The sequence below is a fragment of the Mycobacterium sp. 852014-52144_SCH5372336 genome (assembly GCF_001665615.1).
Classification (GTDB): domain Bacteria; phylum Actinomycetota; class Actinomycetes; order Mycobacteriales; family Mycobacteriaceae; genus Mycobacterium; species Mycobacterium neumannii_A.
The window spans coordinates 12,502-38,302 of sequence record NZ_LZSW01000035.1 but is presented as its reverse complement, the minus strand read 5'-3'; the positions used below and the strand labels follow the sequence as shown (position 1 = coordinate 38,302).

General features: G+C 65.3%; 23 protein-coding genes. 11 read left to right on the top strand and 12 right to left on the bottom strand.

All coding sequences use genetic code 11. The features are described 5' to 3' along the window. Both A5759_RS07410 and A5759_RS07405 read right to left on the bottom strand, forming a co-directional pair. On the bottom strand, nt 1–2,883 hold the full coding sequence (locus tag A5759_RS07410; protein WP_068195776.1) for an RND family transporter: 2,883 nt from the start codon (nt 2,881–2,883) through the stop codon (nt 1–3). After that, entirely contained in the window at nt 2,880–3,290 is a 411-nt protein-coding gene (locus tag A5759_RS07405; RefSeq protein ID WP_156616851.1) for an MmpS family transport accessory protein, read from the bottom strand. Before A5759_RS07405 ends, A5759_RS07410 begins: the two co-directional genes overlap by 4 nt. A gap of 767 nt (nt 3,291–4,057) precedes the next feature. On the opposite strand from A5759_RS07405, the gene A5759_RS07400 reads away from it, so the two are divergent. The 6 genes from A5759_RS07400 (at nt 4,058) to A5759_RS07375 (ending at nt 9,625) form a co-directional block, all read left to right on the top strand. After that, nucleotides 4,058–5,353 carry a histidine kinase gene (locus A5759_RS07400; RefSeq protein WP_068195839.1) on the top strand — a complete coding sequence of 432 codons (1,296 nt, stop codon included), beginning with the start codon at nt 4,058–4,060 and terminating at the stop codon, nt 5,351–5,353. Beyond that, entirely contained in the window at nt 5,341–5,985 is a 645-nt protein-coding gene (locus A5759_RS07395; protein ID WP_068195770.1) for a response regulator transcription factor, read from the top strand. The genes A5759_RS07400 and A5759_RS07395 overlap by 13 nt, the downstream gene beginning before the upstream one ends. A 21-nt stretch (nt 5,986–6,006) precedes the next feature. Beyond that, nucleotides 6,007–6,504, top strand: a complete 498-nt coding sequence (locus A5759_RS07390; RefSeq protein ID WP_068195767.1) for a hypothetical protein — start codon at nt 6,007–6,009, stop codon at nt 6,502–6,504. 58 nt (nt 6,505–6,562) lie between these two features. Then, nucleotides 6,563–7,357 (top strand): hypothetical protein, encoded by a 795-nt coding sequence (locus A5759_RS07385; protein WP_156616850.1) that lies wholly within the window; start codon nt 6,563–6,565, stop codon nt 7,355–7,357. 211 nt (nt 7,358–7,568) lie between these two features. Further along, nucleotides 7,569–8,282 (top strand): two-component system response regulator PrrA, encoded by a 714-nt coding sequence (prrA, locus tag A5759_RS07380; protein WP_068195761.1) that lies wholly within the window; start codon nt 7,569–7,571, stop codon nt 8,280–8,282. Beyond that, a complete protein-coding gene (locus A5759_RS07375) occupies nt 8,282–9,625 on the top strand; it encodes a HAMP domain-containing sensor histidine kinase (RefSeq protein ID WP_068195759.1) in 1,344 nt (447 codons plus the stop codon). Before prrA ends, A5759_RS07375 begins: the two co-directional genes overlap by 1 nt. Nucleotides 9,626–9,699: 74 nt before the next feature. Here the strand turns inward: A5759_RS07375 and A5759_RS07370 are convergent, their stop codons facing one another. Next, a complete protein-coding gene (locus tag A5759_RS07370) occupies nt 9,700–10,083 on the bottom strand; it encodes an FKBP-type peptidyl-prolyl cis-trans isomerase (RefSeq protein WP_197505987.1) in 384 nt (127 codons plus the stop codon). A 22-nt stretch (nt 10,084–10,105) separates the two neighbouring features. Between A5759_RS07370 and A5759_RS07365 the strand changes: the two genes are divergently transcribed. Together A5759_RS07365 and A5759_RS07360 are read left to right on the top strand one after the other, a co-directional pair. Next, nucleotides 10,106–10,354, top strand: coding sequence for a DUF2630 family protein (locus A5759_RS07365; RefSeq protein WP_068195753.1), 249 nt, complete (start codon nt 10,106–10,108; stop codon nt 10,352–10,354). Further along, a complete protein-coding gene (locus A5759_RS07360; protein WP_068195749.1) occupies nt 10,351–11,889 on the top strand; it encodes an NAD(P)/FAD-dependent oxidoreductase in 1,539 nt (512 codons plus the stop codon). The genes A5759_RS07365 and A5759_RS07360 overlap by 4 nt, the downstream gene beginning before the upstream one ends. Here A5759_RS07360 and A5759_RS07355 read toward each other — a convergent pair. From A5759_RS07355 to pdxH, 6 genes are all read right to left on the bottom strand, one after another. Then, nucleotides 11,886–14,912 (bottom strand): adenylate/guanylate cyclase domain-containing protein, encoded by a 3,027-nt coding sequence (locus tag A5759_RS07355; RefSeq protein ID WP_369816176.1) that lies wholly within the window; start codon nt 14,910–14,912, stop codon nt 11,886–11,888. The genes A5759_RS07360 and A5759_RS07355 overlap by 4 nt on opposite strands. A gap of 175 nt (nt 14,913–15,087) precedes the next feature. Continuing rightward, complete coding sequence (locus A5759_RS07350; RefSeq protein ID WP_068195744.1) at nt 15,088–15,507, bottom strand: MarR family winged helix-turn-helix transcriptional regulator; 420 nt, start codon at nt 15,505–15,507, stop codon at nt 15,088–15,090. Continuing rightward, nucleotides 15,497–16,909, bottom strand: coding sequence for an MFS transporter (locus A5759_RS07345; RefSeq protein WP_068195740.1), 1,413 nt, complete (start codon nt 16,907–16,909; stop codon nt 15,497–15,499). Before A5759_RS07345 ends, A5759_RS07350 begins: the two co-directional genes overlap by 11 nt. Nucleotides 16,910–17,073: 164 nt before the next feature. Continuing rightward, nucleotides 17,074–18,381, bottom strand: a complete 1,308-nt coding sequence (locus A5759_RS07340; protein ID WP_082962032.1) for a citrate synthase — start codon at nt 18,379–18,381, stop codon at nt 17,074–17,076. Nucleotides 18,382–18,478: 97 nt separating this feature from the next. Then, on the bottom strand, nt 18,479–19,129 hold the full coding sequence (locus A5759_RS07335; protein ID WP_068195738.1) for a TetR family transcriptional regulator: 651 nt from the start codon (nt 19,127–19,129) through the stop codon (nt 18,479–18,481). Between the two features lie 112 nt (nt 19,130–19,241). Next, nucleotides 19,242–19,871, bottom strand: coding sequence for a pyridoxamine 5'-phosphate oxidase (pdxH, locus tag A5759_RS07330; RefSeq protein WP_068195735.1), 630 nt, complete (start codon nt 19,869–19,871; stop codon nt 19,242–19,244). A gap of 116 nt (nt 19,872–19,987) precedes the next feature. On the opposite strand from pdxH, the gene A5759_RS07325 reads away from it, so the two are divergent. From A5759_RS07325 to A5759_RS07315, 3 genes are all read left to right on the top strand, one after another. Next, entirely contained in the window at nt 19,988–21,106 is a 1,119-nt protein-coding gene (locus A5759_RS07325) for a citrate synthase 2 (RefSeq protein WP_068195731.1), read from the top strand. After that, nucleotides 21,103–21,705 (top strand): maleylpyruvate isomerase family mycothiol-dependent enzyme, encoded by a 603-nt coding sequence (locus tag A5759_RS07320; RefSeq protein ID WP_068195729.1) that lies wholly within the window; start codon nt 21,103–21,105, stop codon nt 21,703–21,705. Before A5759_RS07325 ends, A5759_RS07320 begins: the two co-directional genes overlap by 4 nt. A gap of 184 nt (nt 21,706–21,889) precedes the next feature. Continuing rightward, nucleotides 21,890–22,345: a VOC family protein gene (locus tag A5759_RS07315; RefSeq protein WP_068195726.1), complete on the top strand. Its 456-nt coding sequence runs from the start codon at nt 21,890–21,892 to the stop codon at nt 22,343–22,345. Nucleotides 22,346–22,350: 5 nt separating this feature from the next. On the opposite strand, the gene A5759_RS07310 is transcribed toward A5759_RS07315, so the two are convergent. The 3 genes from A5759_RS07310 to A5759_RS07300 form a co-directional block, all read right to left on the bottom strand. Then, nucleotides 22,351–24,027, bottom strand: coding sequence for an FAD-dependent oxidoreductase (locus tag A5759_RS07310; protein WP_068195723.1), 1,677 nt, complete (start codon nt 24,025–24,027; stop codon nt 22,351–22,353). Nucleotides 24,028–24,036: 9 nt separating this feature from the next. Further along, complete coding sequence (locus A5759_RS07305) at nt 24,037–25,053, bottom strand: diiron oxygenase (protein WP_068195719.1); 1,017 nt, start codon at nt 25,051–25,053, stop codon at nt 24,037–24,039. A gap of 161 nt (nt 25,054–25,214) precedes the next feature. Continuing rightward, complete coding sequence (locus A5759_RS07300) at nt 25,215–25,697, bottom strand: CAP domain-containing protein (RefSeq protein ID WP_082962031.1); 483 nt, start codon at nt 25,695–25,697, stop codon at nt 25,215–25,217. Between the last annotated feature and the right edge of the window lie 104 nt (nt 25,698–25,801).

Genomic DNA, 25,801 nt, shown 5'->3' with positions numbered 1-25,801 from the left:
TCAGCGCTCTTCTTGCCTCAGCAACAGCGAACGCACCAGCGGACGGGGTCCTGTCGGTCGAAGCATGGAACTGGCGGGGCGGGGGCGCACGCGCAGCGGCCACCAGAACCACCGGCCCAACAGTGCGGCGATCGAAGGGGTCATGAAGGCGCGGACCACCAGGGTGTCGAACAGCAGGCCCACTCCGATGGTCGAACCCACTTGTCCAAGGGTGCGCAGGTCGCTGACCAACATCGACATCATCGTGAACGCAAACACCAGACCCGCGGCCGTCACGACCTTGCCGCTTCCGCCCACCGCCCGGATGATGCCGGTGTTTATCCCGGCAGCGATTTCCTCTTTCATTCGCGATACCAGCAGCAGGTTGTAGTCGGACCCGACCGCCAGGAGGATGATCACCGACATTGCGAGCACCACCCAGTGAATCTGCATCCCGAATATGTGTTGCCAGATGAGCACCGACAGCCCGAACGCCGTCCCCAGCGACAGCGCCACCGTGCCGACGATCACCAGGGCGGCGACGAAACTTCGCGTGACGATGAGCATAATGGTGAAGACGAGACACAGCGCGGCGACTCCGGCGATTAAGAGGTCGTAGGTGGAACCGACCACCAGGTCCTTCACGCCGGCTGCGGTGCCACCGAGATAGACCTTCGCATTCTCCAGAGGTGTCCCCTTGAGCGCCTCTTCGGCCGCGGTCTTGATCGGGTCTACCCGAGCGATGCCCTCAGGACTGGCGGGGTCGCCCCGCTGAGTGATGAGGAGCCGCGCTACCTTCCCATCGGGCGACAAGAAGATGTCCAACACTCGCTGGAAGTCTTCGTTCTCGAAGACATCCGGTGGCAGATAGAAGGAGTCGTCGTTCTGGGCGGCGTCGAAAGCCTTGCCCATGGCGGTCGAGTTCTCACTCGCTTCCTCCATCTGGGCGATCATTCCCGACATGGTGCTGTGCATCGTCAGCATCATCGTCCGGGCGCTCTGCATGCTCTCGATCATCGTGGGGAACTGCTCGAGCAGCTGTGGCATGAGCGCGTCCAGGCGGTCGAGGTTCTCGACCAATCCGCGCATTTCATCAGTGATCTGGTCGATACCGTCGATCGTGTCGAACACCGATCTGAGCGCCCAGCAGATGGGAATGTTGAAGCAGTGCGGCTCCCAGTAAAAATAGTTGCGGATGGGCCTGAAGAAATCGTCGAAGTTCGCAACGCGATCGCGTAGCTCGTTGGTGATGTCCTCGAGCTCGTGAGTCTTGCCGACCATGTCGTGAGTCGTGGCCACGATCTGCTGGGTAAGGCCGTACATGCGTTGCATCACGGCCACCATTTCTTCCATCTCGTTCGCCTGCGTGAGCATGTCGTCCATGCGGGCCCGCTGGAACGGCAGCATCTGCACCTGGGTGGCATTGCTCATGCTGAGCATGTAAGGAATCGAAGTGTGCTTGAGCGGCACCCCGCCAGGGCGCGTGACGCTCTGCACCCTGGCGACGCCCGGAACCGACAGCACACCCTTGGCGAGCTTGTTCAGGACGAGAAGATCGGGCGCATTGCGCATGTCGTGGTCGGCCTCGACCAACAAGATGTCGGGGGCCATCATCATCGATGGGGGGAAGTGGCGCTGAGCGGCCGCGAATCCCACGTTAGCCGGGATGTCGTCCGGAATGGTCTCCTGGTCGTTATAGGTGGGTTCGTAGCCGATCAGCGCCAAGAGCCCGACCAGTGCGACGGCTATTGTCGCGACCAGGATGGGCGCGGGCCACCGCACGATTGCCGTGCCCACCCGCCGCCACCGGTGAACTGCGATCTTTTTCCTGGGCTCGAAGATCCCGAAGCGGCTGCCTACGACGAGCACAGCGGGAATCAGGGTGAGGGCCACCGCGACCGCGATGACCATGCCCACCGCGGTGGGAACGCCCATGGTCTGGAACACGGGTAGCCGGGTGAAACTGAGGCAGTAAACCGCACCGGCGATAGTCATACCGGACGCCAAGACCACCTTGGCCACGCTTCGATAGGTGGTGTAAAAGGCCGTTTCTCGATCTTCGCCGGCTTCGCGCGCCTCCTGATACCGCCCGGTGAAGAAAATCCCGTAATCGGTTCCAATCGCGATCGCTAGCGCGACCAGCACATTGATGACGAACGTCGTGAGGCCGATGAGTTCGAGATCGCCGAGCAACGCGACGACACCACGAGCCACCTGCACCTGAATCCCGACCAGGAGCAATATCAGGATGACCGTGAATATCGAGCGGAAGACGATCAGCAGCATCACGAAGATCACGGCCAGGCTGAGAGCGGTGACGAGCGCGATCGTCCTGTTGCCCGCCGGGCCCAGATCCGCGGCGAACGCTGCGGGACCGGTCACGAAAGCTTCGACACCAGGCGGCGCCGGCGTCCGATCGACGATGTCCCGAACGGCTTGTACCGCCTGGTTGGCCGAGGCTTGGCCCGGGTCTCCAGTGAGGCTGACTTGGACATATGCGGCCTTGCCGTCGGCGCTTTCGGCGGCTGCCGACGTGAGGGGGTCGCCCCAGAAGTCCTGCACGTATTGCACGTGTGCCGAATCGGCTCTCAGCTGACGTACCAGCTCGTCGTAGTACGCGTGCGCTTCGTCACCGAGAGGTTGCTGGCCCTCCAGGACGATCATCACCACGGTGCTGGATTTCGTCTCCGTGAAGTGCTCCGTCATGCGCTGCATCGCTTCGATCGACGGCGCTTTGGGCGGATTCAGCGTTACCGCACGCTCTTCCTGGACCTTCTCCAGAGGAGGGACACCGACGGTGAGGAGGACGGTGATCGCCAGCCACGCCAGGATGATGGGCACCGCTAGGCGATAGATCCATCGCGCTATCGCCGGCGGCTTACGGTGTAGCCGGTCTGTACTCATGCGGCCTTCAGCAAACAGAAGGTGAACGCGTTGACGCCCTCCCGGACTCGCTCAGACTTCACCTCATCGTCGACGATAATCCGGCAGCCGATGCTGTTACCCGTGCCCTGCGCCGCGATGTTCCCGACTCCCGCCGTCTCCGTGATGGGGAAGCTAAACGACCAGGGCAGGCTTGCCCCCTCGACGAGTTCGGGGTCCGCGTTCTCGTTGAAGTAGCTGATGTCGGCCACGGTTCCCGGGGGGCCGAACACCTCGTAAACCAGGTACTTGGGGTCGTATGGCCGAGCTTCCTGTCGCTCCGTGTCGGCATACGACGGACGGTGTTCGTTACCGAAGACGCCTTGCAGCCGCGAAACCGTGAATCCACCGGCCAAGAGCACGACGAGTATGAGCAGCGGGATCCACAGCCGCCCCAGTACCTTGAGAATCGCGCTCCCCCTCTCCGTTCCCGTGCCGTCGTCCGGCCGCCGCTCGAACTCACAACCCGACGGCCGCGCTGGCAGCCTATGCGCCTCGATGCGGCGGCATGCGAGGCTAGCTTATGGGGTCACCGCAAACGTGTGGCGCCTCGGGCAGCACAATGCGATCTTGACGAGTAAATCACGGCGATGGCCTCCAGAATCTGCTCGTTCTCAACGCGATATGGGATCGTAATGCACGTTTGCGTACGCCACGGCACGGTACCGACGTTCCACGCCTCCCCGCAAATTAAAGTAACCCGGGTTCGCCTGTTCCGCTAGGCGGTACACCTCAAGCACATTCACAGAAAACACCGAGGTACGGCGGGCGGGATGAATGACAGGAGTTAGCTCGTAGGGCCAGCCCAAATGTCTGACGATTTTCTTACGGCCGCGAAAAATACCTGGTGGCGTGGCGTCGGGCTAACGGCGACGACTGTTCTCCGGCCTCTCCGCGAGCCTCCGGTGGCTGTCGCTGAAATCGTTGTGGCACAGCAATTCTGGTGACTTCAGTTCGGTCACACCGGGGCGGCACCGGCCACATTTCGGCATCTTTGATTGAAACAATGTCCGCAGCGGGGCCCGGTCGTATGCTGACTTGCGGCGACGGCGCGTTCTACAAACTACGCGGGGTGGGGGTTAACCCCCCCTGATCTGTCCGGTAAACGGCATGTTGTCGCACGATAGTGGCCCGTACGTTTGATGGTGTGGTCACGATGATGGGACATGCGGTCGAGCCGGTCAGGGCTGACGCGACCCCTGCGGCGGTCCGCCGGTGGATCGGCGTTGTGCCCACCGCGTCGCTGATCGTGGGCGCGGTGATCGCCGTAGCGTGGCTGTGGATACCCATCACAATCGCGGTTGTCGGGATCGCATCGATTCCCTCGGTGATCGGTTTTGCCGTTGCCGTAGTCATATTCGTGTACCTGATGCGCGTGGTCGGGTGGCTTGAGCGTCTGCGTAGCGAGGCCGTCTTCGGCTTGGATCTCCAGGGTGCGCCCCGAAAGACATCTCCCTACAACGGTTTTCTGGGCTGGGCACACCAATTGTGGCTGGACCTCAACAGCGCGCGCTTCTGGAAGGGTTGCCTTCACCACTTCCTTCGGGCGTTCTATGACCTGATAGCCGCCGGCCTGGCGTTTGCGCTCCTGGCGTTCGGGGTACTTGCGCCGGCGGCGGCGATCGCCGTGAGTCGCGGCGACGACGCCCAACTCTCCTTCATCCCGGCCGGACTTGCGTGGCCCTTGGGCGCTGTCGCATTGATCGCGGCCGCTGCGACCTTGGTCTTTGCGCCACTTCTCGACGCCAAGATCGACCATTGGCTGCTCGCCCCGTCGCCGGCCACGATGCTGCAACACGAAGTGAACGCACTCGCAGATGCCCGGTTGGGCGCGGTGTCATCGGCGCAGACCGAGCGCCACCGCATCGAGCGCGACCTGCACGACAGTGTGCAGCCCCGACTGGTGTCTCTCGCGATCACGATCGGTCTTGCGCAAACCAAGCTCGAATCCGACCCGGCCGCTGCCAAGGCGCTGATCGCCGAGGCGCACGACGACGCGAAAACCGCTCTGGTGGAACTGCGTAACGTGGTGCGCGGTATCGCACCGACGATTCTGTCCGACCGCGGATTGGACGCCGCGCTCTCGTCGGTGGTGCAACGCGCCCAAAACACCGGGGTACCCACCACCCTGGACATCGACTTGCCTCGGCGCATTCCCGCCGAGACGGAATCGGTCGCATACTTCGTCGTCGCCGAGGCGCTGACCAACGTCGCGAAGCACGCGATGGCGTCGCGCGCGGCCGTGACGGTTCGACTCGACGAGGCCGAAAACACGCTTCACGTATCCGTATTCGACGATGGCCGCGGCGGTGCACAAGTCACCGACAGCGCGAGCGCCACCGGCCTGCGCGGCCTGGCCGAGAGGGTCCGCGCTGCGCGCGGCACGTTCACGGTGTCCAGTCCGGCGTCCGGGCCCACGATTGTCACCGCGGTGTTGCCATGCGGATCGTGATCGCCGAGGACTCGGCGCTGCTGCGCGCCGGCATCGAACGAATCCTCATCGACGCCGGCCATGAGGTGGTGGCGGGTGTCGGCGACGCTACGGATTTGCTGAACCTCGTCAACGACAGCAACCCTGATCTTGTGATCGTCGATGTGCGGATGCCGCCGACGTTCACCGACGAGGGAATACGCGCCGCAGCGCTGTTGCGCAGCCAGAATCCGGAGTCGCCGGTGCTGGTGTTGTCGCACTACGTCGAAGAGCGCTACGCCTCCGATCTGATCACCTCGGACACCCGTGGCTTCGGCTACCTACTCAAAGACCGCGTCGCCGACGTACCGGCCTTTCTCGACGCCGTCGCAGTCGTGGGCGCCGGCGGGACCCTGCTCGACCCTGAAGTCGTGTCCCAGATACTCGCGCGATCGCATCGTCGCAGCGCACTCGATCAGCTCACCCCCCGCGAGACCGAAGTGCTGCACCTCATGGCCGAAGGCAGAACCAACTCGGCGATCGCCACAACCTTACATATGTCGACCGGCTCGGCCGAAAAACACATCGCCTCCATCTTCACCAAGTTGGGGTTAGCGCCCGATGACACCGAAAACCGGCGTGTACTCGCTGTTTTGCGCTACCTCGAATCGTAAGCAAGAGAAGGGACCACAAAGATGACAACTATCTCCCGCATAGTCGCCGCTCAACGGACGGAGCTGAAGTCCGACCGAGAGGTGATCGAGGACGCGCTGACGCTCCTCGAGATGGACAACGGGTGGACTCAGGGCACCTACTGCCGCGACGGAGATGGACGCGAGTTGCGGCCCGACGCCGACTCTCCAGGCGGCTGGGTCGCGATCCGGACCGAGCACGTCGGCGGGGGCGGCTTCGTGGTGCACACCCAGCGCGGGGTGAACCCGTGCAGCTTCTGCCTGGGCGGGGCACTGCGTGTGGCGGCCGGTTATTGGCACGGCGCACAGCCGTTCGCGGTATCGGAGCAGGTGGAACGGTTAGAGTGCATTATCCTGCAACTGGCTAACTCCGTCACCGCGCCGGGTTGGCTGACGCTACAGAGCTTCAACGACGATTCCCACACCACCAAGGCCGACGCGGTCCTCATGCTCAAGCTCGCGGCGGCCCACCTCGATGCGCAGGAGCAGAAGCACTCGTGAGCAGATTCGACCTTGGCGCCAGCCGACACTCCTGATGTCGGGCGGTCGCCGCACAACGATGCGCGTTGCGCTCGTCGTCGTCGCCGCGCTCGTTTCCATTGCGACGTTGGCCGGCCTCGGGGTACTCGCGTTCGGACTCGCAGGCAGCCGCGTCGTCGCCGACACATTTGCATTGCCGGCCGACATGCGCACACTGACCATTGATACCGGGGATATGCCGGTGGCGGTTCGCGTGACCACCGACGACGCCGCCGAAGAGGCGCACGTCGCGCTGCGGATGGTGACAAGGGCCGAGGGTCCGCCGCTGACAGTGGTGAACGACGATACGAGCAGCCGAGTCACTCTCGACGGCGGCGGTTCGGAGTTCCCCTGGTTCGACGGCACCGGAGAAGTTGCCGTGGTCCTCCCGCCGGACGCTGCACGACGGTTGAGCGTGACCGTCGATCACCGGGCAGGCCCGCTCACCGTCCAGGCGGACCTCGATCGGCTGGTCGCAACGACAGACGGAGGCACCGTTTGGCTCGGCGGCTCAGCCCGTCTGATCGACATCGACGTCCGCCACGGAGACGTCAGAACCAGCACTAGAGTCGCCGTGTCGGAATCGTTCAGTGCGGCAGTCGAATCCGGCAGTGTCGCAGTAGAGTTTCGCGCGCCACCCCGGATGACTGAGGTGATCGCCGGCGGCAATGTAACTGTAGGACTCCCCGGCACAGAGCCGTATCGAGTGCGCGCCCGAACCGGGCAACCAGCTGGCGAGACAAGGGTCACCGTGCCGCAAACAACCGACCCGGACGCACCCGAGGTGACAGCTCGCTCCGAGCGCGGCTACGTACACATCGACGAGATTCGCTGAGTTGATCGGCGACCCCGCGGTTCCCTAGCGCCGAAGACCTTCTCAGCAAAATCCCCGTTGGTGGGCTAGCAAACCATCCAAGCGACGCCTGCACTCCGGAGCAGCGCGGCCAGAGTTTCTGGATCCCTGGGCTTTCCCATGCCGAGTCAACGCCGAAAGCATCTGCACCGCCTCCCCCGCTTGAGCCCGTCAATCAGGCAGTATTGGCTACATGCCCAGTGGTACAGACAGTGGCGGAGCCTCACCTAGAGTTCTCGTGGTCGACGACGATCCCGACGTGCTGGCCTCTCTCGAGCGCGGCTTGCGGCTGTCCGGGTTCAATGTGGCCACCGCGGTGGACGGCGCCGAAGCGCTGCGCAGCGCCACCGAGACCCGGCCCGACGCGATCGTCCTGGACATCAACATGCCCGTGTTGGACGGAGTCAGCGTGGTCACGGCGCTGCGCGCGATGGACAACGACGTGCCGGTCTGCGTCCTCTCGGCGCGCAGCTCGGTCGATGACCGGGTCGCCGGTCTGGAGGCCGGGGCCGACGACTACCTGGTCAAACCGTTCGTGTTGCAGGAACTGGTCGCCCGAGTGAAGGCGCTGCTGCGCAGGCGCGGGTCCACCGCGACATTCTCCTCGGAGACCATCCAGGTCGGACCTTTGGAGGTCGACATCCCGGGCCGCCGCGCCCGCGTCAACGGCGTCGACGTCGACCTGACCAAACGCGAATTCGACCTGCTCGCGGTGCTGGCCGAGCACAAGACCGCCGTGCTGTCACGCGCACAGCTGCTCGAACTCGTCTGGGGCTACGACTTCGCCGCCGACACCAACGTAGTCGACGTCTTCATCGGCTACCTGCGCCGCAAGCTCGAAGCGGGTGGCGCCCCTCGGCTCCTGCACACCGTCCGCGGAGTGGGGTTCGTCCTGCGGACGCAGTGATGAGCGTGCTGTCGCGGATCTTCCGCCGAACCCCGTCGCTGCGCACCCGCGTCGCGCTCGCCACCGCGATCGGCGCGGCAATCGTCGTCGTCATCGTGGGAACGGTCGTCTGGGTCGGCATCACCAATGACCGCAAGGAACGCCTCGACCGCCGCCTTGACGAGGCCGCCGGCTTCGCGATCCCGTTCCTGCCCCGCGGCCTGGACGAGATTCCGAAGTCGCCGACCAACCAGGACGCGGTCATCACCGTGCACCGCGGTGACGAGGTGACCTCCAACTCCGACGTCGTACTGCCCCAGCTCGAACCCGGATACGCCGACACCTACGTCGACGGTGTGCGCTACCGGGTCCGCACCGTCGACATCCCCTACTACCCCGGACCGATGTCGGTGGCCGTCGGCGCCACCTACGACGCCACCATCGCCGACACCAACAACCTGCACCGACGGGTGATCATCATTTGCGTGTTCGCCGTCGGCGCCGCGTCGGTGTTCGGCTGGGTACTGGCCGCTTTCGCGGTGCGCCCGCTCAAGAGCCTGGCCCAACAGACCCGCCAGATCGATGCCGGCGACGAGGACCCCGACGTCGAGGTGCGCGGCGCCACCGAGGCCGTCGAGATCGCCGAGGCGGTCAAGGGCCTGGTCGAACGCGTGTGGAAAGAGCAGGACAGGACCAAGGCCGCGCTCGCGTCGGCACGCGACTTCGCATCCGTCTCCGCCCACGAACTGCGCACCCCGTTGACCGCGATGCGGACCAATCTCGAGGTGCTGTCCACCCTCGACCTGCCCGAGGACCAGCGCAAAGAGGTGGTCAACGACGTGATCCGGACCCAGTCGCGGATCGAGGCGACGCTCGGCGCGCTGGAACGCCTGGCGCAGGGTGAGTTGTCGACCGCCGACGACCACGTGCCCGTCGACATCACGGAGTTGCTGGACCGCGCCGCCCATGACGCGATGCGGGTCTACCCGGACCTGGAGGTGTCGTTGGTGCCTGCGCCGACGGTGATCATCGTGGGCCTGCCCGCCGGTCTGCGGTTGGCGGTCGATAACGCGATCGCCAACGCCGTGAAGCATGGTGGCGCTACCCGCGTACAACTGTCGGCGGTCAGCTCACGAGCGGGCGTGGAGATCGCGATCGACGACGACGGCGTCGGCATCCCCGAGGAGGAGCGCTCGGTCGTGTTCGAACGGTTCTCTCGCGGATCGACGGCGTCGGTGTCGGGCTCGGGGCTCGGCCTGGCGCTGGTCGCACAGCAGGCCGAATTGCATGGCGGCACAGCTTCTTTAGAGGAAAGCCCGCTCGGCGGCGCTCGGCTGCTGCTGCGCCTGCCGGGCCATCAGTGACCGCTACGCCGAGTCTGAACATTTGCGCGAGGATTCGCCGTTTCAACGCGTAAATCTTCAGTTTCGGCGGCAGGTCAGCGGGTCGCCAGCAGGTCGATGACGAAGATCAGCGTCTTACCCGACAGCCGGTGCCCACCGCCGGCGGGACCGTAGGCCTGCTCAGGCGGGATGACGAGCTGTCGACGACCGCCGACCTTCATGCCCGGAATGCCGTCCTGCCAACCCTGGATGAGTCCGAGCAGCGGGAACTCGATCGACTCGCCGCGGTTCCATGAACTGTCGAATTCTTCGCCGGTGTCGTACTCCACGCCGACGTAGTGCACCTCGACGTTGCCGCCGGGCACCGCTTCGGCGCCGTCGCCGACGACCAGATCGGTGATCACCAATTCGGTGGGCGGAGGGCCGTCGGGGAATTCGATTTCGGGCTTCTGCCCTGAACTTGAAGTCACCGCACTCACGGTAGTCGGGCAGACTGGTGCTGTGACCAAAGACCAAGACATTCTCGACCAGGTCAACAGGCTGGTCGCCGAGGAGCAGGAGCTGCGCGCACAGCTCCAGAACCGCGAGATAGACGAATCCGAGGAGCACCGACGGCTGAAGGCCCTCGAGGTGCAGCTCGACCAGTGTTGGGATCTGCTGCGGCAGCGCCGGGCGCTTCGGGAGACCGGCGGCGATCCACGCGAAGCCGAGGTGCGTCCGCCCGATGAGGTCGAGGGCTACCTCAACTGAGCCCCAGTTACGACGTCATCGTCGTCGGCGGCGGGCACAACGGTCTCGTCGCGGCGGCGTATCTGGCGAAGGCGGGTCGTCGGGTTCGGGTGCTGGAGCGACTGGACCACGTCGGCGGCGCGGCGGTGTCCGCGCACGCGTTTGACGGAGTCGACGCCCGGTTGTCGCGATACTCCTACCTCGTCAGCCTGCTGCCCCGGCGCATCGTCGACGACCTGGGCGCGCGGGTTCGCCTGGTGCGTCGCCGCTATTCGTCGTACACGCCCGACCCGACTACCGGTGGCCGCACCGGACTGCTCATCGGCCCCACGTCGACATTCGACGCGATCGGCGCTGCCGACGACGAGTCGCGGTTCGCCGGGTTCTACCGCCGGTGCGGTGGGCTGGTCGAGCGGTTATGGCCGACGCTGCTGGAACCGCTTCTGACGCGCACACAATCGCGCGCTCTCGTGGATGACGAAACCGCATGGCGGTCGATGGTCGACGAGCCGATCGGGCACGCGATCACCTCGGCCGTCGACAGCGACGTCGTTCGCGGTGTGATGGCCACCGACGCGTTGATCGGCACCTTCGCCCGCCTCGATGACCCGTCGTTGATCCAGAACGTCTGTTTCCTCTACCACCTGCTCGGCGGTGGAACCGGCGACTGGGATGTACCGATCGGCGGGATGGGCGCGATCAGCGGTGCGTTGGCTGCCGCGGCAGCCGGCTATGGTGCCGAAATCACCTGCGGAGCAGAGGTGTTCGCGATCGATCCCGACGGCGAAGTGCGCTACCGCCGCAACGGGGTTGATCACACGGTCCACGGCGGCGTGATTCTGGCCAACGTGACGCCGAGCGTGCTCGCCGGCTTACTGGGTGAGAAACCGCCGGAGTCGACGCCGGGCGCGCAGGTCAAGGTGAACCTCATCCTGCGGCGCCTACCGCGATTGCGCGACGATGTCGTCACACCCGAGCAGGCGTTCGGCGGAACGTTGCACATCAATGAGGCATTCAGCCAGTTGGATTCGGCATACCTGCGCGCGGCCGACGGTGTGGTACCCGATCCACTACCGTGCGAGATCTACTGTCATTCGCTTACCGATCCGTCGATCCTGTCGGACGAACTCCGCGCCGCGGGAGCCCAGACGTTGACGGTGTTCGGATTGCATACTCCCCACCCCTTGGTGTCGTCCGGCGACCCAGACCGGATGCGGGACGCGTTGACGTCGGCGGTGCTCAGTTCGTTGAATTCGGTTCTCGCCGAGCCGATTCAAGATGTACTGCTAGAGGATTCCGCTGGCCGGTTGTGCATCGAGACGAAGACGACTTTCGACCTCGAACACTTGCTCGGCATGACGGGCGGGCATATCTTTCACGGTGCGTTGACGTGGCCGTTCGCCGAGGACGACGAACCACTCGACACCCCTGCTCGACGCTGGGGCGTGGCGACCGCACATGAGCGAATCCTGTTGTGCGGATCGGGTTCACGCCGCGGTGGTGGAGTCTCGGGTATCGGTGGACACAACGCCGCGATGGCCGTGCTGGAGAGCTAGGGCATTTCGGCGGCCAGCGACATGTGTCCTTCGAATCCGAAGTCGTTTGCCAAGGTGCGGTAGCGCCGCTTCATCTCGCGATATGTCGGTTCGTCACCGTAGGCCCGGGCCAGCAGGGCACGAAGTCGCATGACCACGACGTCACGGATCGCCCATTTCGCCGCGGGGAGCGTTCTCGACAGCCTCTCGATCGCTGCCTCCGCCTCGGCCACATCCTCGTTGGTCCCGCGCGCGAGCAGGAGTTCGACAAGGGTCTGCGTGCAGACCTCGCCGTTGGAGAAATTGCCTGATACGAACACGTCATCCGTCGCCCGGCGTATTCGCTCTAGCGCGCCGTCGATGCCTGTCTCAGCATCGTCGGTAGCAAGGATCACCTCCAGGGGCGCCACGATGTTCATTGCGTATCGCTCCCGCACACACGTATCGCGAAGCTCGGCGAGCATCGCCAACCCGTGCGCGCGAGCAGCGTTATCGCCGTGCGTCAGCGCCACCCCGAGCGTCATCCGCAGGAGTACCAGGGGCAGATCCTCAGTGCTCCGCTCAGCCAACTGGAAAATCTCCGTGAGCTCAGCCAGAGCTGCGTCAGTGAACGGCAGAACTCGTCGACCGATACCGACGTACTTGTAGGCGGTGGCCACAGCTAGCGACGTAGGGTCGGCACTGCGCGCCATCGAGACCGCGGTGTCCAGGTCCTCCCGCCAACCGTCATGGCCTACGCTGCAGCGGGCGAATCCGCGGAACACGTAAGCGAGCGCCAACGGCGACCCGAGCACGAAACTTCCAGCCGTGCAGTCGCCGTCGGCGACGTCGATGACAGCTTGCGCCCACCGCAGCGCATCTTCCATCTCTGCGGCTTGCAGTTTGGCGACGCACGCGGGAATGGTGAGGCCGATCGTCAAAGCCGTGTCACCGATCGATTCGACGAGCGTCATCAGTTCGGACGCCTGTGCGGACGAATCGAAAATCCGTCCTCGGATCAGGTGCTCCATAGCCAGCCCTGCCATCCCGATTGCGAGCGACGCCTTGTCGCCCGCCTCCATACACAATGTACGAAGCTCGTCGAATCGCTCCGACAGATCGGAATGGAAGCGCCGGAAGGCGCTGCTGCACAACAAGCTTCGTGGCGCAATCCTAAGGTTCAAGCGGTTGGGAAAGTCCAGCGGTAGCGCGTCTGCCACTCTGAGAGCACGTTCCCAACTCAGCTGCGCCGCAACGTTGTCGCGATTGTTCGACCACGCACCCGCGCGCATATGCCAGTCGTAGGCGCTGCCCAGTTCACCGGCCGACTCGAGATGCTCCGCGATCAGTACCGCATTCTGGTCGTTTTGTTCGATTGTGGCCGCCACCCGTTTGTGCAACCGAGCTCGCTCAGACTTGAGCTGTGACTCGTATGCCACGGCGCGGATCAAGGCGTGGCGGAATGTGTAGTGGGGATCCGGGCCGAACACGGTTTGATCGATCAGTTCCGCCCTGACCAGGTCTTCGAGCGCTGGCTGAATGTCCAGCGCTTCGAGCATCTTCGGGCTGAACTCGATCCCTATCACCGCTGCGCCGTTGAGCGTGCGCTTCGCCGCCGGATCGAGGCGGTCGATGCGAGCTGCAATGACCGCCTGCAGCGTCTGGGGCACGTTCACCTCGCTCGTCGGCTCGACGCACAGGTAACAACCCCGAGTGCCGATCAGCACTTGGCGCTCGGTGAGGTCACGGACGATCTCTTCAGCGAAGAACGGGTTGCCCTCGGCCCGATCTGCGACCAGACCGGAGAGTTCTGCTACCGAACCATCGTTACCCAGCAGTTCGGTGCTCAGCTGCGACATCTGTGAGGCATCCAGCGGCTCGAGCGCGATGGTTTGTGACCGGGGCGCATGAGCGAGCGGACCGTCGTATTCCGGGCGGTACGTGATGAGCACGAAGAAGTGTGTACGGGGCACTACGCTCAGGAAGTCGGCAAGCATTGATTCGCTCACCCCGTCGATCCAGTGAGCGTCTTCGATGACGTACATCGTCGGGGTCGCTCTGGCGAGCGCCGCGGCGTTGACCGCCGCCGCGATACGGCGTCGGCGTGCGTCCGAATCGATCTGGGGCAGTGCCGCTGCGGGATCGCCGATACCCAAGAGATCTTCGACGAGAAACTGATCTTCCTGGTCGGCGCCGGGGAACCCCGCGCGCACCTGTTCTCGAGCGGCCGCGTCGTCGAGTCCACTGGCACCGGTCGCCGACCGAAGTAAGTTGGCGGCGGCATGGAACGGAACGTCTGCGGTATGGGACTCGCAGAAAGTTGTGAACACCTCGAAACCGGCTCGTCTGGCCCGCGACGTCACTTCGTGAACCACCCTGCTCTTGCCGATGCCGGGTGGGCCGACCAGCCCCACGATGCCCCCATTGCCTTTGACCGCGCGTTCGAGCAGCCCGACGAGCGCGTGCATCTCCCACTCTCGGCCGATGAAGCTCGTCTGCATCCGGGCCGTCCGCCTGCTGGGGGCAATTCCCAGGAGACGATGCACGCGCAGCGGCGCCTGCATTCCCTTGACACGTACCAGCTGTGGGTCGGCGAGTACGGCGGCGCTCTCCACCAGTCGCGCGGTCGACTCACTGACCATCACACCGCCCGGCGGCGTCACCGACTCGATTCGTTGCGCCATGCCGACCTGCTCGCCGACTGCCGTGTAAGACAATGGGCCAGAACCGATCTGGCCCGTGATCACCACTCCGGAATTCAGCCCGATCCGTAACTGCAAGGCGGTGTGGTCGCGCGCCTCGATCATGGCGGCAAGGCGCTGAGCATCTTCCTGAATATCCAGTGCCGCCCGGCATGCGAGCAGCGCGTGATCTTCAAGCGCGACCGGAGCGCCGAACTCGGCCATGATCCCGTCACCGGTGAACTTGTCTACGGTGCCGCCGTAGCGCTGAACCACTGCTGCCGATCGATTGAACAGTTCCGTCATGATCTCGCGCAGCCGCTCGGGTCCGAGCTTGGCTGCGATGTCCATGGACCGCACCACGTCGGCGAACAGCACGGTCACTTGCTTGTACTCGGCGCGAGAGTCCGCCGCGGTAACCGTCGACCCGCAGGCGTCGCAGAACCGCGCTCCGGCCCGCAGCCCGGCACCGCACGAATGACAGGAAACCCCCACTGTCTAATCGTGCGCCGAGCGAGAGGTCAGGGCTGCGAAATCGCCACAAATGCGACCAGGACCGCTACTTCGGCGAGAGTTTGGCGAGTATCTCGCGCAGCGCCTCCAGGTCGGCTTGATCGAGGTTCGCCAGGGTCTCTGGCGCCGGGTCGTCGACCGCGTCGATCTTGGCCACCATGGCGCATCCCGCATCGGTGAGCGACACCCGCTTGCGCCGGCGATTCGCCGGATCCACCTGACGCACCACCAGCCCGCGCTTTTCCAGGTCGTTGACCGCGACCGTCGCGGCCGGCGCGTCGATGGTCGCGGCGTGCGCCAACTCCTTGACGGTCATCGGCCGTCGGCTCAACCGCCGCAGGATGCGCACCCTGCTGAACGGCAGCCCGGACTGCTCGACGACCGCCCGCTTCCAGCTGTCGTGGTTCTCGACGACGAAGGCCGCCATCGCGCGCCATGCCTCGTCGGCCACGCGATTACCGGACATCGGCCGTCACCAACGGTTCCAGTCGATCGGCCGACCGCAACGCCCTGCCGGACGTCGAGTAGAAGCCGAGCACGATGATCGCCACCCCGAGTGCCGCGCAGATCAGCCACAGCGGCCGGGTAGCCTCCGCGAAGTCCGGGCCCATCCCGACCAGCGCGCCGCCTGCAACCGAACCACACAGCGCCACACCGATACTCACGCCAACCTGTCTGCTGGTCGAGGCGATAGCCGAGGCCGCCCCCGCCCGGTCGGTCGGCATGCCGCTGACCGCCGCATTGGTCACCGGGGCGTTGACCATCGAGAATCCGATACCGAAGACGGCGAAGATCACCAGCAGCTGCCAGACCGGCGTCGTCGCCGACAGCCGGGCGAGCATGACCGTCGCCGCCGTGATGAGCGTCCCGGCGATCAACAGTGACGGCCGAGCGCCGAACCGCCCGACCATCCGGCCCGACAGCGGCGAGAACACCAGGGCCCCAACGGCGATCGGCAGATAGATCAGCCCGGTGTGGAACGCCGAGAAACCGCGCGCGTCCTGCAGGTACAACGACATCATGAACAGGAACGCACCCCACGACGCGAATGCGCACACCGCGATCATGGTCGCCGATGCGAACGGGATGCTCCGGAAGAACCGCAGATCGACGAACGGGTCCCGCCTGCGCGCCTCGTAAGCCACAAAGCCGACGAAGGCCGCGACCGCGCCGACCGCCACGGCGACGGTACGAACGTCTCCCCAACCCAACCCCGGACCCTCGATGAGCACGAAGACGATGCCGAACAGGAACGCCATGCCCAGCAACTGCCCGATCGGATCGACGTCGCGCATGGTCAGCGACTTGGACTTCGGGATGTAGATGACCGTCAGCAGGATCGCCAGCGCGCAGATCGGCAGATTGATCCAGAACACCGCGCGCCAGTTGATCCACTCGATGAGCACTCCGCCGACGATCGGCCCCGCGGCCATCGAGATCCCGACGACGCCACCCCATATACCGATGGCCCGTGCGCGCTCGACCCTGCCGGTGAAGACCTGCGTGATGATCGACATCGCGACGGGGTTCATCATCGAGCCGCCGATCGCCTGCAGGAAGCGCGCGGCGATCAGCGTTTCGATGTTCGGCGACAGGCTGCACAGCAACGACGCGACCGCGAACACCGTCAGCCCGATCTGAAACGTCCCCCGCCTGCCGAACCGGTCGGCCGCCGCACCCGACAACAGCAGCAACGAAGCCAACACCAGCGTGTAGATGTCGATCACCCACTGCATTTGCGGCCCGCTCGCGTCGAGGTCGGCGCGGATGTTGGGAATGGCGACGTTGACGATCGTCGCGTCCATCGACACGATCAGCAGGCTCAGGCAGCAGGTCACCAAAATGATGGCCTTGCGCCGAGCGCTCATTGACCCGACGACGGTTTCATTCACCCAACAATTGTGAAACTACAACTGTTCGTCCGGCAAGGCGCCTGGCAGTGAGATACGCGACGCCGAAAGTGGGCCTACGTCACGCTTCGAACGCCCCGAACGTGCGGGTAACCCACGTTCGGCGGAGGGCGCCAACGGACCTAGCGGCTGCTGACGTCCTTGTAGTCGCGCTCGGTGTAGCCGGTGTAGATCTGGCGCGGACGGCCGATCTTGCCGCTGCCCTCGTCGTGCATCTCCCGCCAGTGCGCGATCCAGCCGGGCAACCGGCCGAGCGCGAACAGCACGGTGAACATGCGCGTTGGGAAGCCCATCGCCCGGTAGATCACGCCGGTGTAGAAGTCGACGTTCGGATAGAGCTTGCGCTCGATGAAGAAGTCGTCGGTAAGCGCGGCTTCCTCGAGAGTCCTTGCGATATCCAGCATCTCGTCGTCGCCGCCGAGCTTGCCCAGGATCTTGTCGGCCTGCTCCTTGACGATGCGGGCGCGCGGGTCGTAGTTCTTGTAGACCCGGTGGCCGAAGCCCATCAGCTTCACGCCGTCCTCGCGGTTCTTCACCTTCTTGATGAACTCGTGGACGTCGAAGTCGGCCTGGCGGATCTTCTCGAGCATCTCCAGCACCGCCTGGTTGGCACCGCCGTGCAGCGGGCCCCACAGCGCGTTGATGCCGCCGGAGATCGACGTGAAAAGGTTGGCCTGCGACGAGCCGACCAACCGCACCGTCGACGTCGAGCAGTTCTGCTCGTGGTCGGCGTGCAGGATGAACAGCATGTCCAGCGCGCGGACGATCTCGGGATCGACCTCATAGGGCTCGGCCGGGAAGCCGAACGTCATCCGCAGGAAGTTCTCGACCAGCGTCAGCGAGTTGTCCGGGTACAGGAACGGCTGGCCCGCAGACTTCTTGTAGGCATACGCCGCGATGGTCGGCAGCTTGGCCAGCAGCCGGATCGTCGACAGCTCGACCTGGTTGTCGTCGAACGGATCGAGCGAATCCTCGTAGTAGGTCGACAGCGCGTTGACCGCGCTGGACAGCACCGGCATCGGGTGGGCGTTGGCCGGGAAGCCGTCGAAGAACCGCTTGAGGTCCTCGTGCAGCAACGTGTGCCGCTGAATTCGGGTGGTGAACTCCGCCAGCTGCTCCTTGGTGGGCAGCTCGCCGTAGATGAGCAGGTAGCTCACCTCGATGAAGTTCGACTTCTCGGCGAGCTGCTCGATCGGGTAGCCGCGGTAGCGCAGGATGCCGGCCTCGCCGTCGATGTAGCAGATCGCACTCTTGGTCGATGCGGTGTTGACGAAGCCCTCGTCGAAGGTGGTGTAGCCGGACTTGGCCAGAAGTGAACCCAGCGCGATGCCATCAGCGCCTTCGGTGGCTGAAACGATGTCAAGGTCGAGCGTGCCACCGGGGTAGGAGAGGGTGGCTTGCCCTTCCCCACTCTTCGCGTTATCGGCCACGAGGTTCCCTTCGTCGCTGCTGGGAGTATTCGAACATTGCTCCTACAAAAGGTAGTCCCATATCTGCACGCGTGCCCCGCCGGGGGCGGTCACTTGTTCAGACAGGCTGCCGCAGATTACCCAACAAGCCGGTGAAGTCCACGAAGACCGTCTCCAAGCGCTCGATCAGGTCGTCGATGGACACCTGTGACCAGTCGCTGTTGACCTGCACGACGTCGGTGAGCGCCGTCATGATCACCGCACTCCACGTGGCCGATGCCAGCCGTACCCTGCGGTCGGCCAGGTCGACTCCCATGCGCCTGGCGAGTGCCCGTTCGAGTGCGTTGCCCCGAAATTCGACGGTGACCTGTCGCAGCGTCGGCGAGGACAGGATGATCCTGGCGATGCACAACACCCGCTCGGCCCTCAGGTCGTCGGGTCCCGCGTGCTTGGCCGCCTCACCCATCGCGACGTAGGCGCGCAGGATCGCCTCAAGGTGATTCAGCTCGGCGGGCTGGCGGTCCAGTTCGAGGGCGACTTCGTCGACGATTTCATCGACGAGAGCCAGCGCGATGGAGTCCTTGGTAGGGAAGTACCTGCTGAAGGTGCGCGGTGACACGTCGGCCACCGCGGCGATCTGGTCCACGGTGGTGTTGTCGAAGCCCTGTCCGTTGCACAGTTCCACGGCGGCGTCGATGAGAGTCGCACGCGTGCGCTGCTTCTTGCGCTCGCGCAGCCCAGCGGACTGCGCCCCCCTACCGTCAGGCACGAACGCGATCCTAACGGTCGAATTTATGAAGGAGCTAAGAATTCATCTTGGCCGAAAACATGATCGACGTCAGCATTTCGGGTCGGCGTCACGCGGTAGCGAACGCCGGCACCTACGGCTGGAGCCGCTCGATGCGGCCATCCTGGATGCGAATCCTGTTGTGCACCCGGTTCTCCCGGCCCTGCCAGAACTCGACCACGTCGGCGCCGATCAGATAGCCACCCCAGTTCGGCGGCACGGGCACCGTGTCGTGGCCTTCGAACCGCTGCGTCACCTCGGCCAGTTGGTCCAGCAGCGCGGCCCGCGAGGCGATCGGCTTCGACTGGTACGACGCCCACGCACCCAACTGCGACCCCCGCGGCCGCTTCGACCAGTATTCGGCCGTCTCCTCCGCCGACACCTTCGACACCGGTCCTCGGACATGAACCTGACGTCCGGTCAGATACCAAGGGAAGGTGGCCGACGCGTACGGCGTCGCCGCCAGCTGCTCGCCCTTGTCGGAGTCGTAGTTGGTGTAGAACGTGATGCCCGTGTCGTCGACGCTCTTGCACAACACCGACCGGGTCACCGGCCGCCCGCGGCTGTCGACCGTGCCGACGACCATGGCGTTGGGTTCGGCGACACCGGCGCGCTCGGCGTCGGCTAACCACTTGCGCAGCAAGGCAACCCAGCCGTCCGCCAGCCAATCGACGTCCAGATCGGGACTGCCGTCCTTTTCCGCCGAACCGTATTCCACCCGCATCCTCGCCAAGCGTTCTGGGCCTACCTCCGCCACGCGACAACGCTACGCCCACACCGGCTGCCGTCGTGTCAGCAACCGCCAGATGAGCACCGATGGACAGGTGCGAGAATCTGGCCATGAGCGCGGTGCCTGAAGACTTCGTACCCGGCCTCGAGGGCGTCGTCGCCTTCACTTCCGAGATTGCCGAACCCGACAAGGACGGCGGCGCGCTGCGCTACCGCGGCGTCGACATCGAGGATCTGGTCAACCAACGGGTGACCTTCGGCGACGTGTGGGCGCTGCTGGTCGACGGCAAGTTCGGCAACGGTCTGCCGCCCGCTGAACCGTTTCCGCTTCCGATCCACAGCGGCGACGTGCGCGTCGACGTCCAGGCCGGGCTGGCGATGTTGGCCCCGATATGGGGCTATCCCCCGTTGCTCGACATCGACGACGCGACCGCCCGCGAACACCTCGCCCGGGCCTCGGTGATGGCGCTGTCCTACGTCGCGCAGTCCGCGCGCGGGATCTATCGGCCCGCGGTCCCGCAGCGCACCATCGACGAATGTTCCACGGTGACAGAGCGATTCATGACCCGCTGGCAGGGTGATCCGGATCCCCGCCATGTGGAGGCCATCGACGCCTACTGGGTCAGCGCCGCCGAGCACGGTATGAACGCATCGACCTTCACCGCCCGCGTGATCGCGTCGACCGGCGCCGACGTCGCGGCCGCCCTGTCCGGCGCGATCGGCGCGATGAGCGGACCGCTGCACGGCGGCGCCCCGGCTCGGGTGATCCCGATGATCGAGGAGGCCGAGAAGACCGGCGACGCCCGCGCGGTCGTCAAGGGCATCCTCGACCGCAACGAGAAGCTCATGGGCTTCGGGCATCGGGTGTATCGCGCCGAGGATCCGCGGGCCCGGGTGCTGCGCGCGACGGCCAAGCGTCTCGAGGCGCCGCGCTACGAGGTCGCCGCCGCGCTCGAGCAGGCCGCCCTCGCCGAACTGCGGGAGCGGCGACCCGACCGCGCCATCGAGACCAACGTCGAGTTCTGGGCGGCGGTGATCCTCGACTTCGCCCAGGTGCCGACCAAGATGATGCCGGCGATGTTCACCTGCGGGCGCACCGCCGGATGGTGTGCGCACATCCTCGAGCAGAAGCGGCTCGGCAAGTTGGTGCGTCCGTCGGCGATCTACGTCGGCCCGGAGCCGCGCAGCCCCGAGTCGGTCGAGGGCTGGGACCAAGTCGTCCGGTCGTGACGACGACGTTCGCCTCGGCGGCGCGCAGTTTCGCGGACCTGGTCGGCCGCATTCCCGCCGACGCGTGGTCGGGTCCGGGTCTGGGCGACTGGGATCTGCGCTCGCTTGTCGGGCACACGTCGCGCTCGCTGACCACGGTGCTCACCTACCTCGAGACGCCCTCCGATCGTGAGGACATCGCCACGCCGCAGGAGTACTACGCGCGGGTGAACCCGGCGGCGCTGGGGTTGGACCCCGCCGACGTGGCCGAGCGCGGGCGGCAAGCCGCACGCGACCTCGGTGACGACCCGCCGGTCGCCGTGGCCGACCTCGTCTCCCAAGCGCTCTCGCGGCTGGAGACGGTGGACGATCCGATAATTCGGGTGCTTGGCGGGCTGGGCATCCGGTTGCGGACCTATCTGCCGACACGCACGTTCGAGCTGGCCGTGCACAGCTTGGACATCGCACGCGCCGTTGGTCTTTCGTTGACGTTGCCCGGGGCGGTGCTCGAGGAGGCGTTGGTGCTGGCGGCGCGTATCGCCGCCGAGCATCAAGGCGAGACGGTGCTGATGGCGCTGACGGGCCGCGACAGCCTGCCGCCGTCGTTCTCGATCGTGTGATCTGTCGGTGGTTGGGCGCACTAAGCGGTTGATTGCCCTCATGCCATGCGTGTGATCAACCCCTTAGGGCCTGTCGGTGGGCGGTGGTTGCATGGCCGGTGTACCGATGACTTGGGAGCGCTCACCGAGTCGGTACTGACGACCCCGTTCGCGGGACGCAACCTAATTCGAGAGGAGCTTTCACATGGCTATCGATTTTCAGCCGGCGGTGTCGCCCATGCTCACGGTCAGCGATGGCGCTGCGGCCATCGACTTCTACGTCAAGGCGTTCGACGCCGAGGAACTCGGCCGCGTACCCGGACCCGACGGCAAGCGACTGTTTCACGCTGCGCTGCGCATCAACGGGGCCTTGGTGATGCTCAACGATGACTTCCCGGAAATGAACGACGGCAAGTCGGTGACGCCGGAGGCGCTCGGCGGCTCGCCGGTGACCATCCACTTGACGGTCGACGACGTCGACGCCAAGTTTCAGAAGGCCGTCGACGCCGGCGCGACGGTCGTGATGCCGCTCGACGACATGTTCTGGGGCGACCGGTACGGCGAGCTCCGGGACCCCTTCGGACACCTGTGGTCGATGGGCCAACCGGTGCGCGAGGTCAGCCAGGAGGAGATCGACGAGGCGATCAAGCAACACCAGTGACGGAGCTAGCGGCGCAGCCCGGCAAGTAGGCGCCGGCCGAGCGGCACCGGGGCGTCGGCCGCGGCGGTCAACATGTCGGCGACCGCAGTGAACTTGACGCGCGGCCGTCCCTCGCCGCCGCGGGCGACCTCGGCGGCGTCGATCGTCTTCCACCCCGCGGCGTCGACCACGTCGGGTCGCCTGCTGCGAACCAGCTTGTCGAGGGCCGCCGGCTTGTGCGCGGGGTCGCGCAACCTGCCGTCGTTGTAATCGGCGACCAGGTTGTGCACGGTCTGCGCGGCGCACGACTTGTTGGTGCCGATGAACCCCGTCGGCCCGCGCCTGATCCATCCCGCGACGTAGCTGCCGGGCACGGGAGTACCTGACCGCGGGTCGACGACGCGGCCGCCGTCGTTCGGCACCACGGCCGCCGACTCGTCGAAGGGGAGTCCGCGAATCGGCTTGCCGCGGTATCCGATCGAGGTCAACACCAGCCCGGTGTCGAACCGCCGAACCTCGTCGGCGCCGGTGTCGGTGAACTCCATCGCCTCGGCGCGGGCGTCGCCGAGGACGCGCTGCGGCGTCAAGTGATAGGCCAGCCGGATACGCGGATGCGTCACCGGTGCGGAGGAGTCGCCGAGCTTGCTCAAGACCTCCAACTTGTTGCGGGTCAGGCGATCCTCGGTGGTGGCCAGGTCGCGCTCCACCCACTCGTGGTCCTCAGGCGAGAGCACCACCTCGCATGTTGAGGTCAGTCCGATCAGCTCGGGCAATGTGAACGCCGAGTCGGCCGGCCCGCGCCGCGCCGCGACCACCACCTCGGTCACCTTCGAGTCGCGGAGCACGGCGAGCGCATGATCCGAGATATCGGTGCCTGCAAGGACATCCGGCGGCGTGGTCAGTATTCGCGCGACATCGAGGGCGACGTTGCCGTTGCCGACGATGACGACCCGCTCATGACTCAAATCGACTGGCAGCGAGTCGAAGTCGGGGTGGCCGTTGTACCAGGCCACGAACTCGGTGGCGGTGCCCGTGCCTTGCAGGTGCATTCCCGCGATGTCGAGCCGGCGGTCGTTGGGCGCTCCGACCGCATAGAGCACGGCGTGGTGGTGCTCGAGCAGCTCGTCGTGGGTGACGTCGGCGCCCACCTCGACGTTGAGGTAGAAGGTGAATCCCGGTTGGGCCGCGATCCTGTCGAACAATTTGGTCACGCGTTTTGTGCTCTGGTGGTCGGGCGCAACGCCGGCGCGCACCAAACCGTATGGCGTGGGCAGCTTTTCGAAGACGTTGACCCGCACGCCTTTTTGGGTCAGTAGCTCGTCGGCGGCATACATCGCCGCCGGCCCCGATCCGACGATCGCCACGGTGAGCGGTCCGCCCGAGCGGGGATAGACCACTGGCGCCTCGATGACCGGTGCCAGCTTCGACGTCGGCGGCAGCTTTCCGTCCGGTTCGGGGTAGAACGCTGCGTTCAACTCGACGAACGGGAGCTGCGCGGGCGTCAGCTTCGAATCGTGCGATATCGCGCCGACCGGGCATGCCGACACGCACGCACCGCAGTCCACACACGCCACCGGATCGATGTAGAGCATCTCGGCGGTCGCGAAGCCGGGTTCGTCGGGCGTCGGGTGGATGCAGTTCACCGGGCAGGCGTAGACACAGGACCCGTCGCTGCAACACGACTGGGTGATCACATGCGGCACAGGCGCTCCCTACGCGGCAGCGACCACGTGCTGGCGAGCCGGTTCGCTGCGGTAGCGGCTGGGCGGACCGTCGATCTTGCACAGCCGCCAGACGAGTTTCGCGAACGGGTTCATCAGCCCGGTGTCGTGACACAGCATCCGGACATCGCCGAACATGTCGCGCAGGAACTGCCGCGACTTGGGCGCACGGAAGAACAGTTCCTTGCGCACCGAGCGCGGGATGTCGAACTCCCGCCAGAACGACCTCGGCGGCACGATGATCGCCTGGCACAGCACCCGCATGATGATCGGCACGTTCCACGACAGCCAAAACCGCTGGCGGCGGTTCAGATACGGCAGGCGCTTGCGCAGATACTCGTGGGCGAATGAGATGTGGCGGGCTTCCTCGGCCACGTGGATGGCCATCACCCGCTCCATGATCGGGTGCAGGTCCTTACCCTCGCGCAGCACGTTCTTCTGGGTGTGGTCGATCGGTTCCTCGCCGGCGAGCACGCCGAAGAAGAACGGAATCGGCAGCGGCCCGGCGATCAGCGGGATGAACGGCGACAGCCAGCGCAGCATCCGCGGCATGCCCGGCACGTCCGCGCCGATGCGGTTGACCATCTCCTGGAACATCATCGTGTGGTTGCACTCTTCGACCGACTCGTGCAGGCAGTACCGGTATTCGGGGGAACCGTTGGGCACCCAGAACGCGTAGTTGGTGAGGCCGCGGATGAGGATGATCTCGAACTGCAGCCCGACCTTCGCGACGTTGGCCTGCCGCCACATCCCGATCTCGATCTGCCGCTCGAGCGGCTGGGCCTGATACCAGGGATGCCCACCGAGCGGGTCGGTGGCGGGCAACACCCAACGCGGGTCGTTTTCGGTGACCGCGAACTCAGGGGAGTCCCATTCGATGTCGGTGTAGGGGTTGAAATTCCGCCGCACCGAACCCTCGGACAGCGTCATGAGCGTGTCGACGTACTCGGCGTCGTCGCTGACTTCCATGTTGCGACGCCAACGCCTGACCATACGAGTGCGGGCCATCTTCAGACCTCCCCCTTGAGGTTTACATTCACGCCTTTGATGTCCAATAACGGTACCGCAGGTACTACGTACTGAACATACCCCGAAGCGAGATGTGTCACACGGGCTGTTGCGGCGCTACGTGTGATCGCGCTCACACATCAGAAGGGGAAGGGTGTGGCTTATTTGGTGCCGAACTCACCCACTGCGGTGGCCCGATTACCGGCGCGCGCCACCGAGAACCCGGCTTCGGTCATGCCGCAGTCGGTGATGATCGCGCGGTGTCCCGGGCTGTTCATCCACCAGTTGACCGCCGCGGCGGGGACACCGTTGACACCGGTGCTCCAGAAGATGATCTCGCCGACGTTCGCGTACTGCGTGTAGCCGGCGGCGGTGATGCGTTGACCGACGGACGACCCGTCCGAGCCGGTGTGGCTGCGCACGTTGTTGGCCAGCATGTCGTTGGCCTGACGCGCGGCGGCCGCGGTCAGCTGCGGGTTGGCGGCGACGGGGCCGCAGCCGTTGGCCGCGCGGGCGGCATTGACCTCACCCAGCAGCGCGCCGCCTTCGTCGGCGTGGGCCGGAGCGGCGAGTGCCGGGCTGAACAGTGCCAACGCCGCTGCGCAGGCGGGTATCACCTTGATGCTTCTGCTACGACTGTCCACGTGCCCCCCTGGGCTCGATCCGCAGTCCCCGACAGGTCACAGTATGGACACGGCGAGGTCTCTATATCGGCTCTTTACCCACTTTTTAGAGTTCTCTTGCCTTC